Source organism: Alteromonas sp. ABD4_190, assembly GCF_056160105.1.
Genome location: NZ_JBSWWN010000001.1, coordinates 1201228 through 1218318, shown reverse-complemented (window position 1 = coordinate 1218318; position 17091 = coordinate 1201228). Strand labels below are relative to the sequence as shown.

General features: G+C 45.8%; 12 protein-coding genes. 8 read left to right on the top strand and 4 right to left on the bottom strand.

Annotated elements, in window-relative coordinates; translation table 11 throughout:
• The first annotated feature begins 66 nt into the window (after positions 1-66).
• The 4 genes from ACXAFM_RS05350 to sstT all read left to right on the top strand — a co-directional run bounded on the left by ACXAFM_RS05350 (position 67) and on the right by sstT (position 8150).
• Positions 67-1359 (top strand): TMEM143 family protein, encoded by a 1293-nt coding sequence (locus ACXAFM_RS05350; protein WP_474833734.1) that lies wholly within the window; start codon positions 67-69, stop codon positions 1357-1359.
• Between the two features lie 261 nt (positions 1360-1620).
• On the top strand, positions 1621-3072 hold the full coding sequence (gene sbcD, locus ACXAFM_RS05345) for an exonuclease subunit SbcD (protein WP_474833732.1): 1452 nt from the start codon (positions 1621-1623) through the stop codon (positions 3070-3072).
• Between the two features lie 4 nt (positions 3073-3076).
• Positions 3077-6802 carry an AAA family ATPase gene (locus ACXAFM_RS05340; protein ID WP_474833730.1) on the top strand — a complete coding sequence of 1242 codons (3726 nt, stop codon included), beginning with the start codon at positions 3077-3079 and terminating at the stop codon, positions 6800-6802.
• Between the two features lie 127 nt (positions 6803-6929).
• Complete coding sequence (gene sstT / locus ACXAFM_RS05335; protein WP_474833728.1) at positions 6930-8150, top strand: serine/threonine transporter SstT; 1221 nt, start codon at positions 6930-6932, stop codon at positions 8148-8150.
• 18 nt (positions 8151-8168) lie between these two features.
• On the opposite strand, the gene hutG is transcribed toward sstT, so the two are convergent.
• The gene (gene hutG / locus ACXAFM_RS05330; RefSeq protein WP_474833727.1) at positions 8169-9137 is read right to left on the bottom strand and encodes a formimidoylglutamase; all 969 of its coding nucleotides are present in this window, start codon (positions 9135-9137) and stop codon (positions 8169-8171) included.
• On the bottom strand, positions 9130-10389 hold the full coding sequence (hutI, locus tag ACXAFM_RS05325; protein ID WP_474833725.1) for an imidazolonepropionase: 1260 nt from the start codon (positions 10387-10389) through the stop codon (positions 9130-9132). The genes hutG and hutI overlap by 8 nt, the downstream gene beginning before the upstream one ends.
• A gap of 166 nt (positions 10390-10555) precedes the next feature.
• Here hutI and hutC point away from each other — a divergent pair, with 166 nt between their 5' ends.
• The 4 genes from hutC (at position 10556) to ACXAFM_RS05305 (ending at position 15337) form a co-directional block, all read left to right on the top strand.
• Positions 10556-11278: a histidine utilization repressor gene (hutC, locus tag ACXAFM_RS05320; RefSeq protein WP_474833723.1), complete on the top strand. Its 723-nt coding sequence runs from the start codon at positions 10556-10558 to the stop codon at positions 11276-11278.
• 99 nt (positions 11279-11377) lie between these two features.
• Positions 11378-13117: a urocanate hydratase gene (gene hutU / locus ACXAFM_RS05315; RefSeq protein ID WP_474833721.1), complete on the top strand. Its 1740-nt coding sequence runs from the start codon at positions 11378-11380 to the stop codon at positions 13115-13117.
• A 2-nt stretch (positions 13118-13119) separates the two neighbouring features.
• Entirely contained in the window at positions 13120-14712 is a 1593-nt protein-coding gene (hutH, locus tag ACXAFM_RS05310; protein WP_474833719.1) for a histidine ammonia-lyase, read from the top strand.
• A gap of 130 nt (positions 14713-14842) precedes the next feature.
• Positions 14843-15337 (top strand): CreA family protein, encoded by a 495-nt coding sequence (locus tag ACXAFM_RS05305; RefSeq protein ID WP_474830520.1) that lies wholly within the window; start codon positions 14843-14845, stop codon positions 15335-15337.
• A 163-nt stretch (positions 15338-15500) separates the two neighbouring features.
• Here the strand turns inward: ACXAFM_RS05305 and ACXAFM_RS05300 are convergent, their stop codons facing one another.
• Together ACXAFM_RS05300 and ACXAFM_RS05295 are read right to left on the bottom strand one after the other, a co-directional pair.
• Positions 15501-16268, bottom strand: coding sequence for a MipA/OmpV family protein (locus ACXAFM_RS05300; RefSeq protein ID WP_474833717.1), 768 nt, complete (start codon positions 16266-16268; stop codon positions 15501-15503).
• A gap of 77 nt (positions 16269-16345) precedes the next feature.
• Positions 16346-16999, bottom strand: a complete 654-nt coding sequence (locus ACXAFM_RS05295; RefSeq protein WP_474833715.1) for a sulfotransferase family 2 domain-containing protein — start codon at positions 16997-16999, stop codon at positions 16346-16348.
• Positions 17000-17091: the final 92 nt, after the last annotated feature.

Sequence of the window (17091 nt, the reverse complement as noted above, 5' to 3'; positions counted from 1 at the left end):
GTTTTTCCTAAACTACGGTGACTATTCATATTGAACAATAACCAATAAAGCTCATTAGACCACCTGATGCCATTAGAACGATTTATTCCTTTTCGCAAGTGCGACGTCATCACCTTATGTGAAAAACTACTGGATCGCGAATGCACAGACTTTCGTACTTTCTCGACGCTCTTAATAAGCCGTATTCACTACCAGTACCACGAGCAATTGGAAGCGCTGAAAAATAGCTATAGCCATTTCGATCCAAATAAAGACACACGTGAATTACTGCCTTCGGATGAAAGCGCACGTAAACAGAGCCAAAAAGCGTTTGCCAAGGGTTTTGCTAGCCTATTAAACGCAGCTAATTTTGAGAAAGTCACAGATGATGATTTGGAAGCTGCGCTGAATGAGGAATCCTTGTTCAAGGTGCGTCTCGCGGTAAGTTTCGATGACTTTGAAGATGTGGTGTTTTATAGACGGGGCGAGTCGGTAAAAACGGAAACCGTACGTACCTTTTTCGGACTACGCAAAAAGCAGGTATCGTTTACCAATTACGACAAAGTCGCTGTTTATATTACTTTTAAAGATGAGGCTTACTTCAAAAGTAAGGGCCAAACACCGGTAACCTTTAAGCCTGGCTCAACCATAGTAAAGCTTTTTCAAAATGTACCTAAAGCAGACTTGGAGATGCTGTTTCCCAATAGCGAAGTCAAAATGCGTCCGCTAGATAAGTTGATTATTAGTGCGTCGGCTGCAATAGGTGGCACCGTGGTACTAGTGACTAAATTAGGCGCGTCCCTACTTCTCATGGCGTCTTTTTTGGCGTTTTGGCTGGGCTTTAAAAACGAAGAAGTGGAGTTAACTAAGCAGAGCTTAATCACCTTTGGTATCGGCATGGCCGTATTTGGTAGTTTTATCTTTAAAGAATGGACGAAGTTTAAAAACCGAAAAATTCGGTTTATGAAGGCCTTGTCTGACAATCTGTATTTTAAGAATTTGGACAATAACGCAGGTGTGTTTCATACGTTAATTGACGCGGCAGAGGAAGAGGACTGCAAAGAAGCTTTGTTGGCTTATACATTTTTGCTGAAATGTAGTGAAGTGTCTGTAGAGGGTGGTGCTGCATTCTGCGCGGTGCGTGCAGAGCGCGAGATTGCCGCTGGTGGAATGACATTAGCAACCCTCGATAGTGTAATAGAAAGTTACTTTTCAGAAGAGCTTGATTGTGCGCTCGACTTCGACGTTACTGACGCTATTAATAAGCTGGTGGACATGGAACTAGTCGAACAACACGGCGATATTTTTGTGGCGCGTGCGCTAAACGATGCTGTTAAGATACTTGATGACTACTGGGATAATATTTATCAGCCTGTTTGATTGTTTCTTGTACCGTCTAGTAGATTGTCTAAGCTAGGTTATTCCGTCTGGTATCCTTTGCGAGGCCTTTGATTTTAAATAATCGAGGCTAAGGAGAAAAATAAGACCGGCAACGGAAGTTCCAAACCATTGTCATAAAACCACAAAATCTCTATAGTTGCTGTACGATGCGTTGATCAACATCGACACTCCATAGCAGCAGCGCCATTGCGCCGAATGCGTTTCTCTATCTCCAATGCAACAAGCCTGGTTCACTTCTACATGAAAATATTGCATACATCTGACTGGCACTTAGGTCAGAGTTTTTTTACGAAAAGTCGCAAAAACGAACACGCCGCTTTCCTTAAATGGCTTCTTCAACAAGTAGAAATGCATCAAATAGATGCGATTATTGTCGCGGGTGATGTGTTTGACACGGGCACGCCGCCTAGCTATGCCAGAGAGCTCTACCATGCGTTTATCGGTGAATTACAGGGCATGCAGTGTACATTGGTGGTGCTGGGGGGAAATCACGATTCAGTGTCGGTATTAAACGAAAGTAAGGCGCTACTGAAATACTTAAATAGCCACGTAATAGCCAGTACGTATGGCGATTTGAGTAAACAAGTCATTACGCTTAACGATCGCAAGGGGCAGCCCAGTGCCGTACTGTGTGCCGTACCCTTTATTCGCCCACGTGATGTGCTTGTTAGTGAAGCAGGGCAAAGCGCCACTGACAAACGTCAAGCACTAGGCGATGCGATAAAGCAGCATTACAGGGCGCTTTATAATGAAGCCTTGTTACTGCGTGCCTCAATTGAAGAAAAACAAGCAGATCAGGGCAGTAAAAATAGCGCTGCCATTCCTATTATTGCTACCGGGCACTTAACCGCTTTAGGCGTGAGTCAGTCAGAAAGTGTACGAGATATCTACATTGGCACCCTTGAAGGCTTTGACGCCAAAGGGTTTCCGCCTGCCGATTATATTGCACTTGGGCATATTCACAGGCCACAAAAAGTTGCTAAAACAGAACACATTCGCTATTCAGGCTCACCCATACCGCTAAGTTTTGATGAACTAAACACACAAAAGCAAGTAGTGTTGATAACGTTTGAATCTGAAAGCACAACGCCTACTATCTCAACGCTTCCCATACCGCGCTTTCAGGCCATGGAAGTAATAAAAGGCGACTTAAAAGCGATTGAGGCGGCCATTAATAATAGCGATGCCATCACGTTAGCTTCTCAAGCAGATAAAGCCCTTAGCGATGTGGATAACGCCATTAGTCCTAAAGACCCAGTGTGGTTATGCATTGAAGTTGAAACAGAAGACTACCTGACTGATCTACAGCAGCGTATTCAGGGCTTGTTAGAAGGGAAAAACGCTGAGATTTTACAGTTGAAACGCAAGCGTAAGCGCACAGTAAATAGCTTAACAGAAAAGCAAAACGTCCAGCTTAGCGAACTATCTGTAAACGATGTATTTGAGGCGCGTTTGGCATTGGAGTGCATAGAAGATAATCCAACAAGTGAGTCGGCACAAGAACCCCTGCCAGATGATGACCAAAGTGCCGGAGAAGCGGAAGGAGCAGGTTCAGAGAAAAGCGCTTCGCGCATAAACCGGATAAGGCAGCTGTTCAATGAAGCAGTAGAGCAAGTGCACACCAATGATGAAGATGCTGAAGTACCAGTAGAGGCATCATTGGCAAACACGACAGACAACAAAGGCGAGTAACACAATGAGAGTATTGACCTTACGCCTTAAAAATCTAAACGCCTTAAAAGGGGAGTGGAAGATAGATTTCACCCAGTCGCCGTTTATCGACAATGGGCTGTTTGCTATCACGGGCCCAACCGGGGCGGGTAAAACCACGCTACTTGATGCCATTTGTTTAGCGCTCTATCACCAAACACCTCGCTTGGGGCCTATTTCAACGTCGAACAACGACATCATGACCCGCGGCACGGCGGAGTGTTTGGCAGAGGTTGAGTTTGATATAAAGGGTAAAGCATACCGTGCGTTTTGGAGTATGCGTCGCGCCAGAGGGAAAGTTGACGGTAACCTTCAAAGTGCCGATGTTGAGCTGGCCGAAGTTGAAAGCGGCAAGGTATTGGCTACCCAAGTTAGGCCGAAAAGTGAAGAGATTGAAAAGCTGACTGGCCTTAATTTTGCCCGTTTCACAAAGTCTATGATGTTGTCGCAAGGAGATTTTGCTGCGTTTTTAAATGCTAACGAGGCCGACCGAGCCGAGCTGCTTGAAGAGTTAACTGGCACTGAAATTTACGGGCAGATATCACAGGCAGTGCATCAGCAATTTAGTGACGCTAAACAAAAGAAAAAAGAGTTTGCGATAAAGCTAGAAGGCGTAACCTTACTTAGCGACGAGCAAATCACCCAGCTTGAAGAAGAGCAAGCACAAACCAAGAGCCAAGTCGCAACGTCTAACCAAACACTTGTTCAGTTACAAAAGCAACAGCAGTGGCAACAAGCGTTTAACGCCAATGAGCTAACTATAAAAGAAGCCAGTGAAGCGCAGCAGAGCGCGAATAATGCCATCAATGAGGCGAAGCATCAGCTTGAACTTCTAACCCAAAGTGAACCAGCTGAAAAGCTTCGCCTGCCATTCTTGCAAAGAAATGGGCTTCAGCAAGATGTAACTCGTTATAAAGAAAGGCTCGATGAGAAAGCAGCCCAGCTGCCCGACTTAACAACGCAAAAGGCAAAACGTAGTTCAGAAGTAACCCATGCCGAACAAGCGTTAGTTCTTACAAAGCAACAAAGCAGTGAGCTTGAAAAGCGCATAAACGAGCAGGTGGTTCCGCTAGATAACCAAATAGCGCAGCTCATTACTGAACAGCAAAAAGCAAACGAAAGCGCGGCAAGTTTAAGGCAGTCAATAAACGCGTTAACACTAAAGCGCACAGAAATCGAAAACGCCTCGGCAGATAACAAGACAAAGCTTGGTGAACTGGAAGCCTACTTACATGACCACCAATCACTCAGCAGCATGGCAGAGTTTATAAGTGGCTGGAGCGAAACGGCGCGCCATATTGAACATGATAAAAAGCAATTAGAAACACTGACACAAAGCGTAAAGAATGATCGTCAGGCGCTTTCATCCCTAGATGAAGCTATTGCAAAGACGAATAAATCGCTAAAAACATTAACGCAAACTTTTGATAATAAAACCGCCCAGGTAGCTACTTGTGAAGAGGCGTTAAATGCTGCGCTTTTTAACGCTAATGAAAATAGCGCTACCAATAAAGCAAGCCTTCAGCAAGAGCGCGATACCAAGCTCCATCATTGGGATAACGTGTTACAGATAGGGCATATTCAACAGCAATATTTGGCACTAGAGCAAGACAAAGTAGCGCTGAGCTCGCAGAAAGAAGACTTGGCGAAGCAACTAGCGCAGCAGCAATCTGACCGCCAAGCCTTGGTTGATGCTTACAAGCAAACTCGTAGTAATTTAAAAGACATAGAGGCGCTTATCGCTCTGGATGTTGAAGTGGCGCACCTGCGCGCGCAGTTAAAAAGTGGCGAGCCATGCCCTGTTTGTGGGGCTAACGAACACACCACGTCTAGCGTGGCGATTGATGTACCTGAAACTATCCAAAAGCGAGATAGCCTAAAGCAGCAGTTAGATGATATTGAGCAGCAAGGGGCGCGGGCAAAAGAAAGCGTTGCACAAACTGAATTCACTCTTGCTCAGGTTAATAAGCAGCTAGAACAGGCAAGCGGGCAACGAGAAACACTGTTAGAAAAGTGGCAGCAGATTTCAAGCGTACTTAGCGCTGATATATCGAGCTTTGAAAAGGTCGACATTAATACTTCGCAAAGCGTCGCCCAATTTACCCATGAGTTTAAAACTCGTCTCGATGATATTAGTGCCCAATTAACCCGTTTAGAAGAATGCGAGCAAGCTCTAAATGCTGCTTTGCAGGCTAAAAATGAAGCGCAACAGGCATTACAAGGCAAGCAGTCAGAACTTGCAGTTTCTCTGCAGCAGCGCGAAACCTTGGAAAAGCAATTCATCGAACGCAATGTAGAGCTAGAGAACAAAACACAAGGGATTAATAATAGTATTTTAGCGCTCAGCGAGACTATGACGGCGCACGGTGCTGACATTCACAACCTGTCTATTGATGGAATTACCACGTGGTTAAATGAAAAAGCCGAAGCGCTTAAAACCTATAAACACAATCATCAGCTACACGCTAAACTTAAAGATGAGTTGCAAGAGGTAAACAGCACCTTGCTTGTGGTCAGTCGTGATATCGAAAGCGCTGAGAATCAGCTAAAGGATGTATCTGAAGAGCTTGTGCAGCTAGATAATAGTTTAAAGGCGCTGCGAGACTCGCGCACAACAGTATTCCCTGAAGGCAATATTGCTGAAACAAGGAATAAGGCAAACGCCGCCCAAGAAATGGCTGAGCGAAATGTAAATGAATGCAAATCTCGCCTACAACAAACGGACACTATTTTGTCTCGTTTAGAGGCCGAAATTTCCCAGCTTAATGAGCAAATGCGAGAAAAAGAGCAGGCACTTACAGAGGCAACAGAGCACTTTAACCGTCAGTTGGCGAGCAGTCCATTTGACGATGAGCAAGCGTTTAGCAATGCGCTTTTAGACGAAGATACCCGCAACACCTTACTTGAACTGCAAAAGCGATTAACTCAGCAAAAGCAACAAGCAGACTTAAAGCTAGAAAACGCGCTAGCTACCCAACAATCGCTAAAAGCACATGCTAATGCAGCGCAGTGGCAGAGTGAATCAGAAGAGCACGGTGCACAGTGGCTCGATTCGAAAATTACCGAGCAAGCTCAGCAGCGTGACGCGCTGTTATCCTCTTTAGGACAAATTGAACAGCAGCTAAGCGCTAACAATCAAGCCCGTGAAAAGCAGCAGCAGCTTGTGGATGAGATGGCCGCGTTTGAGGCCTATTACGATGATATTACTTACCTGCACTCGTTAATTGGTTCGGCCAGCGGCGACAAATTCAGACGTTTTGCCCAAGGGCTTACTTTGGACAACTTAGTGCAGCTTGCAAATCAGCAGCTTGATAAATTACACGGGCGCTATCAGCTAATTCGAAAAGAAAACGAAGGGTTGGGTTTAAGTGTATTAGACACCTGGCAAGGTGATGTAGTGCGAGACACCAAAACCCTGTCTGGCGGAGAAAGCTTTTTGGTGAGCCTTGCACTGGCATTAGCTTTATCTGACTTGGTCAGTCACAAAACCAGTATTGATTCGCTGTTTTTAGATGAAGGCTTTGGCACCCTTGATGCTGAAACTTTGGATGTGGCGCTTGATGCCCTAGACAATTTAAATGCCAGCGGAAAAATGATTGGAGTGATAAGCCATATCGAAGCCATGAAGGAACGTATTCCTACTCAGCTTAAAGTGATTAAACGCAACGGTGTGGGATTAAGTGCACTAGAAAAACCTTATGCGGTGGGGTGAACTCACCGCGTAAACCCTTATAAACGGCAAGCATACGGTTATTTGCGAGTAACTAAGACCAAACTGGTTCATTTGTGTGACGTTATCCTTTATGGTGCGTCGTCAAAATAATAATGGACCAACATTTATGGATTCAACGTCACGCCCTAGCCTGTTTCAGCGCTACATGAATGGCAGTTTGGTACTGCAAATTATCATTGGTATCGTATGCGGTATTGCGATAGCGAGTTTTTCACCTTCAGCTGCTCAATCAGCAGGGCTATTGGGTAACTTATTTGTAAAAGCCCTAAAAGCAATTGCTCCTTTATTGGTTTTTGTTTTGGTCATGGCATCCATCGCCAACCATAAGCAAAACGAGCAAACCTTTGTCAAGCCCGTGCTTGTGCTTTATTTGTTGGGCACACTACTGGCCGCGCTCACCGCCGTGTTGGCAAGCTTTGCTTTTCCTACAAGCTTAAGCTTAGTGACTTCAGAAGTTAGCCAAGCTGCACCGAAAGGTGTGTCGGAAGTCCTTACTACTTTGCTTTATAACATGGTAGATAATCCGGTAAATGCATTAGTAAATGGAAATTATATTGGAATTCTCACGTGGGCTGTAGGTCTAGGTTTAGGTCTTCGTCATGCTAGCGAGGCAACAAAAGCGCTACTTCAAAATATGGCAGATAGCGTAACAACCGTAGTGAGTTTTGTTATCAGGCTTGCGCCTTCCGGTATTTTCGGCTTGGTAGCCAATACCATTGCTACAACGGGCTTTGAAGCATTGCTTGGCTACTCTCATTTATTAACGGTACTCATCGGCGCAATGCTATTTATCGCACTAATAACCAACCCGCTGTTAGTCTTTTTGGCAACCAAAAAGAATCCGTACCCTCTGGTGTTTAAATGCTTAAAAGAAAGTGGCATTACGGCATTTTTCACTCGGAGTTCGGCGGCGAATATTCCGGTAAACATGGCGCTGTGTAAACGCTTAAAGCTTGATGAGGACACCTATTCGGTATCTATTCCGTTAGGCGCCACCATTAATATGGCTGGGGCTGCAATCACAATAACCGTGTTAACACTGGCTGCGGTTAATACTTTGGGAATTGCTGTAGATTTCCCTACTGCTGTATTGTTAAGCGTTATCGCTGCGGTATCAGCATGTGGAAGTTCAGGTGTTGCTGGCGGGTCGTTATTGCTTATTCCGCTTGCCTGTAGCCTGTTTAATATACCCAATGAAGTGGCTATGCAGGTGGTTGCGGTGGGCTTTATTGTTGGCGTACTGCAAGACTCTGCTGAAACAGCATTAAATAGCTCCACCGATGTCTTGTTTACCGCCGCTGCGTGTGAAAGAGCCGGTGGCAAGTAAACGCAAATGTTTAACGCATCAAGTGTGCGAGCTTATTGCATCTACCGCTTCAAAAATTAGCCGTGCAGCCAGCTTTGCTGTGCGGCTATCAATATCATAATTTGGGTTCATTTCCGCAACGTCACACAGTCTCCATTGATATCCATAAGTACTTTGGTGCTGTGCTAAAAAGTGCAGCGTATTGATAACAAGCGCTGGGGAAATCCCCAACGCACTGGGAGCGCTAACGCCAGGTGCCTGTGCTGCTGGAAATGCATCTAAACATACTGTGACGTAAAGCTCATCGATGTCTTTTAGCATCGGAGATAGTAGCTCATCTATTCGCTGCATACACAGTGATTCATCATTTAACGCCACATCGGTTAAATAGCGCGTGTTGGACGTATTGGCAAAGTTAAACAGCGCTGGTGTATTGGCTGCTTTCGATACGCCCAAACAAGCGTAATGAAACGGTGTATCGTGTAGCTGGCAGTGATCATACACTTGCCTGAATGGCGTACCTGAACTGGTGTTTGGTGAAGGCTTTCTTAAATCAAAATGTGCGTCGAAATTAATAATTCCAATGCGGGCACTTTTCGACTTAGCATTGAAAAACCCTTGATAGCTACCCCATGCAATTTCATGTCCCCCTCCCAGCCCAATGACCAATCCATCATTTTGCTTGAGCGCATAACAAATGGCGTCGGCATATTGGGTTTGTGCCTGGGCTAAGTTCTCTTTAGCGGTAACATTCCCTAAATCAGCCAATGCTGCGCTTGGCCAGTGCCAGGGTAAATTTGCAAGCGCCTGGCGAATAGCGTTTGGACCAGCAGCTGCACCTACGCGGCCTTTGTTAAATGCCACACCTAAATCACTTTCAAAACCAACAAGGGTAACGGGGTTGGCTAATGAATTATCTTCGCCCACTTCAAGTTCGTTAATTTTTTGATGCCAACGCAAACCATGAATTCCGTCTTCACTATCTATTCTGCCTTGCCACTTAAACATGTTTACCTTCCTTAAACACCGCAACGGGGCGGTGGCCATTAATACAATAGGCGAGCTCTGCCGGCGTTTCGATATCCCACAGCGTTAAATCAGCAAGCTTGCCTGCTTCAATAACACCTCGGTCGTGCAGTCCTAGTGCACTAGCCGCGTGTGCAGTAGCGCCGCGTAGCGCTTCTTCTGGCGTAAGTTGAAACAGCACACACCCCATATTTATCGCGGTAAGGATTGAGGCTAACGGCGAACTACCTGGATTAAAGTCAGTGGCTAAGGCCATGGGCACATTGTGCGCCCTTAGAGCATCTACCGGCGGCTTTTGCACTTCACTTAAGTAATAAAAAGCGCCTGGTAAAAGCACGGCAGCGGTGCCACTTTGGGCAAGTAAGGGAATATCGCTGTCAGCTAAATATTCGATGTGGTCTACCGATAGTGCGCCGTACTTAGCCGCCAAGACTGCACCTTTGCTGTCGCTAAGCTGCTCTACATGAGCTTTAATGGGTAAACCGTACTGCTGTGCGCAGCTAAAAACACGTTCTGTTTGAGAAGTTGAAAAACCGATAGTTTCACAAAATACATCAACGGCGTCAGCTAAGTTTTGCGAAGCAATGTGAGGAAGTGCCTCGTTGCAAATGAAATCGATATATCCTTCTGAGTCGTCAGCAAATTCATTGGGCAGGGCGTGAGCGCCTAAATAAGTGGTTTGAATGCTAACAGGAAGGTGTTGTTCAAGGGATTTAGCCACGCGCAACATGCGCACTTCAGTGTCTAAATCCAGCCCGTAACCTGATTTAACTTCAATGGTAGTAACACCTTCTTCGCACAGTCGCTTTGCTCGCTTTATCGCGGTATTAAGCAAAGTGCGCTCATTAGCACATCGAGTTTTTTCAACCGTCCCTTTAATGCCACCGCCGCGCTGCGCAATGTCTACATAACTTGCGCCCTGCAATCGCATTTCAAATTCTTCGGCGCGATCGCCGCCATACACTAGATGCGTATGACAATCGATAAAGCCAGGCAATAGCCACGGGTGTTTGAGCGTTGAACCTTCATTTTGAGGAATTAATGTAGTGGCATCTACTACGTTTTTGGCCTGCTTAAACACTTCGCCCAGTGAGTGGTGGCAAGGAATTAACGCAGCAATTTTGCCGTCTTTTATGGCGATGGCGTGTGAAGGCAATTCGCCATAAGGCAACCCATTGTCTTGCATAGATGCAATGCGAACGTTGTAAATAAGCGTGTCGTACTGATAACCCATATTGCGCTCCACCTTAAGTCACCTATTTCCTAGCTCTTTGCCTACTTCTGCCCAGTGCCTTCACTGAAACAATGTGCAGATTTTAAAAGTCAGTGTACTTGTGTATACTTGTATATACAAGTATGCTGTTATCATATTATTAACAACTGAGTTGTGAACCCACGATATGCAACCTCGATACAGGGTAATTAAAACAGCAATTTTAGATGCCATTGAAAGCGGTGAAATGAAGCCGGGTAGTCAAGTGCCCTCAGAAAACCAACTTGCCCAGCAGCACGGTGTAAGCCGGATGACTGCGCGACGTGCGCTAAGCGAAATGGTGGACGAGGGCATTTTGATGCGCAGCCAGGGAATAGGCACATTTGTGTCAGATAGCCGCCCTATGAGTTCAATGTTAGAAATCAAAAGTATTCGCGATGAAATTGAGCGGCGGGGGCATAGATACACTAACGAGATATTGGTGCTGGAAACTGCGCCTGCCAGTGATGCTATTTCACAACGCCTAGCCGTTGATGTAGGAGAGCCTGTATTTCACAGCATTATTGTGCATTGCGAGAACAACTTGCCTGTTCAGTATGAAGATCGGTGGGTTAACCCAGCTTGGATTGACGACTACCTAGATAAAGACTTTAAAGCGCAAACTGCAAACTTTTATCTAAACCAAGTCGCGCCTCTCTCTCAGGCGGACCATAGTGTTGAAGCTGTAATTGTTGAAAAAGATATTGCACAAGCGTTACTGATAAAGCCTAAAGAGCCCTGCCTAAAGATTACTCGGCGAACATTTTCTCGTGGAGCGGGGAAAGCAACTGATGCAAGTGCTGTGGTTAGCCACGCTGTGCTTTTCCACCCTGGCAGTAGATACCGACTGGGAGGACACTTGGAGTTTTAAGTGCAAACGCGCCTAAGACGCTAACTCTCAAGGCGCTTTTTTAAAGATACTGCTTCTTATAACAAAAATATTTCAGAAAAAGATGCCTAGGAGAAGTTTATGAAACGCCTCGACCCTACAAGAGAAATACGTGCCCCAAGAGGCAGTATGCTAAATGCGAAGAGTTGGCAAACCGAAGCGCCGCTTCGCATGTTAATGAATAACCTGGATCCAGAAGTGGCGGAACATCCGCAAAACTTGGTGGTTTACGGTGGCATTGGGCGCGCGGCTCGAGACTGGGCGTCATACGACAAAATTGTTGAAGTGCTTAAGCGCTTAAATACTGACGAAACATTACTTATTCAATCGGGCAAGCCGGTTGGCGTATTTCCTACCCATGAAAACGCACCTCGTGTGTTGATTGCAAACTCTAACCTTGTACCGCACTGGGCTAATTGGGAGCACTTTAACGCTCTGGATAAAGAAGGTTTGATGATGTACGGGCAAATGACGGCAGGGTCATGGATATACATAGGCTCGCAAGGCATTGTGCAAGGCACGTATGAAACCTTTGTGAGCGTGGCAAAAACACATTTTGAAGGAAGCGCTGAAGGACGCTGGATTTTAACAGGCGGCTTAGGCGGTATGGGTGGGGCACAGCCCCTTGCGGCTACTATGGCCGGCTTTTCAATGGTGGCAGTGGAAGTTGATGAAACCCGCATAGATTTCAGAATTCGAACGGGCTATCTGGACAAAAAAGCGCATTCCTTGGAAGAAGCTATGGGCTTGTTAGATGAAGCTAAGCAAGACGGCAAACCCGTTTCAATAGGCTTGCTCGGCAATGCTGCTGAGGTATTTCCCGATATGCTTGAAAAAGGGATTATTCCTGATGTGGTAACCGATCAAACCAGTGCCCACGATCCGCTTAATGGCTATTTGCCTGTAGGTTGGACGCTGGATCAAGCCGAAGCACAACGCAAGAAAGATGAAGCGTGTGTTGTTAAAAAAGCAAAACAGTCGATGGCGCTGCAAGTTAAAGCCATGCTGGGCTTTCAACAGGCGGGCGCGGCAACGCTCGATTATGGCAACAACATTAGACAAATGGCGCTGGAAGAAGGCATTGAACATGCTTTTGATTTTCCTGGTTTTGTACCCGCCTACATTCGACCGTTGTTCTGTCAGGGCATTGGCCCCTTTAGATGGGCTGCTTTATCTGGCGACCCAGAAGATATCTATAAAACGGACGCTAAAGTTAAAGAGCTTATACCAGATAACCCGCATCTACATAACTGGCTAGATATGGCCAAAGAACGTATTCAGTTTCAGGGCCTGCCCGCGCGTATTTGCTGGGTTGGACTAGGTGAAAGACAAAAGTTGGGGCTTGCCTTCAATGAAATGGTGCGCAGTGGCGAGTTAAGCGCACCGGTAGTGATTGGTCGAGATCATCTAGACTCTGGCTCGGTCGCTTCCCCGAATAGAGAAACCGAGGCCATGCTCGATGGTTCTGATGCGGTTTCGGACTGGCCTTTACTAAACGCGTTATTAAACACTGCGGGTGGCGCAACCTGGGTGAGCCTTCATCATGGTGGCGGTGTAGGAATGGGCTTCAGCCAGCATTCGGGCGTGGTAATTGTTTGTGACGGCACTGATGCAGCAGCTGAGCGAATTGCTAGGGTACTACATAACGACCCTGCTACAGGCGTAATGCGTCATGCGGATGCTGGCTATGACATCGCAAAAGACTGTGCGGTTAAACATAACCTTGATCTTCCTATGGTAAATCCCGAGGCTAATAGTCAAGGGGCTGGCAGTGCAGATTCAAACCATAGCTCACACCAAAACTTAGACGGGGAGGCGTGATCATGTCCCGGAACTCTTTTTTCGCGGAGCAAGACGGTATTAAAAAGCTTACGCTTGTTCCTGGTACCTTGAACCTAGAACAGTTAAGAGAAGTACATCGAAGTCACGTTCATTTATCGTTAGATGAAAGCGCAGTACCCGCTATAAACGCCGCCGAGCAAGTAGTGCTTAACGTGATTAAAGAAAATCGAACCGTGTACGGTATCAATACCGGCTTTGGGTTATTGGCTAATACCCGTATTAATGTTGACGAGTTAGAGTTATTACAGCGCAGTATTGTGCTATCGCATGCGGCCGGCACGGGCGACTTTATGCAAGAAGATACTGTGCGCCTGCTCATGCTGTTAAAAATAAACTCGCTGGCCCGCGGTTATTCGGGAATCCGTTTAAGCGTAATAAAAGCGCTCATTACCTTATTTAACGCACAGCTTTACCCCGCTATTCCTGAAAAAGGGTCGGTAGGGGCCAGTGGAGACTTAGCGCCTTTAGCACACATGAGTGTAGTGCTTTTAGGAGAAGGGGAAGCTTTCTACAAAGGTGAACGTATAAGTGCGGCTAAAGCATTGGAAATAGCGGGCATGGAGCCAATTGCGTTGGCACCTAAAGAAGGCTTAGCACTATTAAACGGTACACAGGCATCAACAGCGTTTGCACTTCAGGGGCTATTTTACACTGAAAATGCGCTTCACAGTGCTATCGGTATTGGCGCGCTCACGGTTGAAGCCGCGTTAGGTTCTCGCGTGCCCTTCGACGCGCGCATTCACGAGGTGCGCGGCCATAAAAGCCAATGCGATGTAGCCTCGGCTTTTAGAGCATTGCTAGATACTTCAGAGATTGGCAACTCACATCAACGATGTGAAAAAGTACAAGATCCGTATTCGCTGCGCTGCCAGCCACAGGTAATGGGCGCTTGTTTACAGCAAATGCGCTACGCCCAAGACATTTTAGTGACGGAAGCTAATGGCGTTAGCGATAACCCGTTAGTTTTTGTAGAAAGCGGCGATAGTTCAAGTGTTGGCGATGCTACCGCTGGCGATATTTTGTCTGGCGGAAATTTTCATGCGGAAACGGTGGCGATGGCAGCAGACATGTTGGCTATTGCGCTGTCTGAAATTGGTGCGTTGTCAGAGCGCAGAATGTCGCTAATGATAGATACTCACTTAAGCGGTCTACCGCCATTTCTAGTTGAAAACGGTGGGGTAAACTCAGGGTTTATGATCGCACAGGTTACCTGTGCGGCACTTGCTAGTGAAAATAAAACCCTTGCGCACCCTGCTTCTATTGATTCTTTGCCAACGTCTGCAAACCAAGAAGACCATGTTTCTATGGCTACCTTCGCAGCCAGACGTTTAAGAGATATTTTCGATAACGTGGCAGGTATATTGGCCATTGAGTGGTTAGCGGCCTGCCAAGGTTTAGATTTTAGAAAGCCGCTTGCAACAAGCGAAAAGCTGCAGGTGCTGATGCAGCTATTAAGAGAGCAAGTGCCGTTTTACGATAAAGACCGCTATTTTGCCCCAGACATAGAAAAAGCCAAGCAACTGATTAAGCGATGCAACCTTATGGATAAAACGCAGTTAAACCTGTTAGGTTAGTATGATCCAGGCTTGGTGTTTCGAGTAAACACTTGTAGATCATAAATAGAGTAGAGGTGGGAATGATATGCAAACAAATGGACGTTGGTTAATTTCAAATGAGGCTCGTACTTCTATGAATCGTACTTCGATGAAACGCGCTGTGAAGAAGGGCACTTTTGTAAAAAGCACTGTGCTGGGTTTATTCGCCGCGTCGGTGTTTACGTTGGCAGGCTGTAGCGACAGCGAAGTGGGCGATGTGTCTCTTGGTCTTTTCACCACAAAAGATATCAAAATTGATGCGCTTCAAGACCCTGTTGTCACTGGCGTCACTTGTCATATTTCAAGTATAGAAGCGAATCTAGATTTGTCTGACCCGTCAGACAGTTCTATTGCGTGCAGGCAAACCGGCCCCATCACTGCCGAGATGCTAGACGCTATCGATAAATCAGATTCTGGCGAAGTGATTTTCAAAAAATCAAAGAGCGTGTTTTTTAAGAATATGAAGCTTCGACGAATTTATGATGCTGACTCAAAAACGCTGATTTACTTGTCGTACAGCACGAAAGAAACATCGGGTAGCTACAAACATAGTTTATCTACCGTTCCCCTTTGGGAAACCCTTGCGTTTAAGACGTCCGCGTAAATTTCAATGTGCAATTAACGAAAATGCCCCTTAAATACTGGGGCATTTTTTGTTGTGTCTAGTGAAAACGGTGCCGATGTTCATCGCACACCTTAATTGAGTAGAATATATTTAACAGTAAGGTTTCGCCTTTACGTTCTTGATCGCACCACTTCTTGAACCGTCAAAAAAAGCGCGTATAAACCAGCATGGCACTCAGTGCTGTATCATCGTCTGTCAGCGGGCTATCGCTAATGCTATCGTCAAAGAATGTGGCGCCAACCTCTAAGCGGGTCATGCCACCCAAAAATTGGCGGGTGGAAACAGCAACGCGAACCTCTGTGTTAAGTGCGCTATCGCCATTATATGCGCTTCGCAACGCTGTGGCTTCCTCGGGGCGTACACCGTAATAATAGTCGACATAGTTGGCGTCTTGGTAGTTAACGCCTACCGATGGCTCTATCATGAAGTTATTTACTCTAAACTGTTTGCCTATTCGAGCAGATGCCTGGTAGCCATCGAACTTACCAAGAATGTCCGCGTTGGTTGACAATGAATACACCCAGCTTCCGGTATTATAATTGAGGCCAACGCCAGCCGCGTAACTAAAGTCTCTGTCTTCCATACCAGTAAACACAGCGCTGTCATCTTCTTCGTAACCTGCAAATACCGGCACAAGCTGGGCATCAAGGGTAAAGCCCTTTTCTCTAAATAGTTCGTAGCCTATGAATGGCCCGTAAACACGAAGCTTTTCACCGGTGTAGCCAACAATAGGAATAGGCACAATGCGGTTATCAAAATCGGTATACACATCTTGGGATGCGGCGACACCAAAACCCCACATCCAGCCTTGGGGCTGTTGTGATCCCGTTGGTTGTTGTGCAGTGACAGTGGAAGAGAATGCGAGTAATGTTGATAGGCTAGCTACGCCTAAACACTTTAGTAGAGTCATCAATAAATTTCCTTTTTTATCACAATACAGCCTAAGCTTCCGGTTCGATCATTTTTGAGCGTGCTCTTTACGCTTACCTATTCAAATGTGTAATTTAAAAGGGCGATATCTTTCTCAAAGTGGGTGGAGACTAGATCAATTAACGCACTATTATAGTAACGGCGGTAATCATCTCTGTTGTTTGCTTTTCGTCTGTGAGGCAGCGCTATATTGGGTAGTGCCAACTTATTGCAAATGTGCTCAAAATCGCGGTCTAATTGCTCATAACGCCCGATAAAATCAGTAAGCAACTGCCCATGAAGGTCGATAAGGTAATCCGTTTGCAGCTGAAGCGATGTGTCTATGTGGTACTGATAAGGGCGCGAATTATCAAATTTCCATTTCATAAAGCTTTCAAAATCATCATAACCTTGCATGACAGCAGGACGCTCTCGTTTAATGTGATGATAAGAGCTTACCTGTAAATCCCAAGGGTTTCGTACCACTGCAAATTTAAATAGCTGATTAAAGTACGCTTCGGGCAACATTTCTTTTGCAGCAATAATACGTGAGTGTCTAGGAAAACGGCTTCCAATTTTGTGTTCGGTCAATTGACTCATTTTATTGCAAATAAACTGAGGTACAGAATAACGATGGCCCCACCGATATTTATTGAGGGCGGCGCGAACACTGGTTCCACCGGTTTTGGCAATATGTACAAACAAGAATTGCTTACTATGAGATAACAGCACTGACTTCCCCGATTCGTAAAATGATATGCAGGTGATTTACGCGATGAAAATTTTCCTAACCTCAACTCAGTATGAGGAATGTTTATTACAGT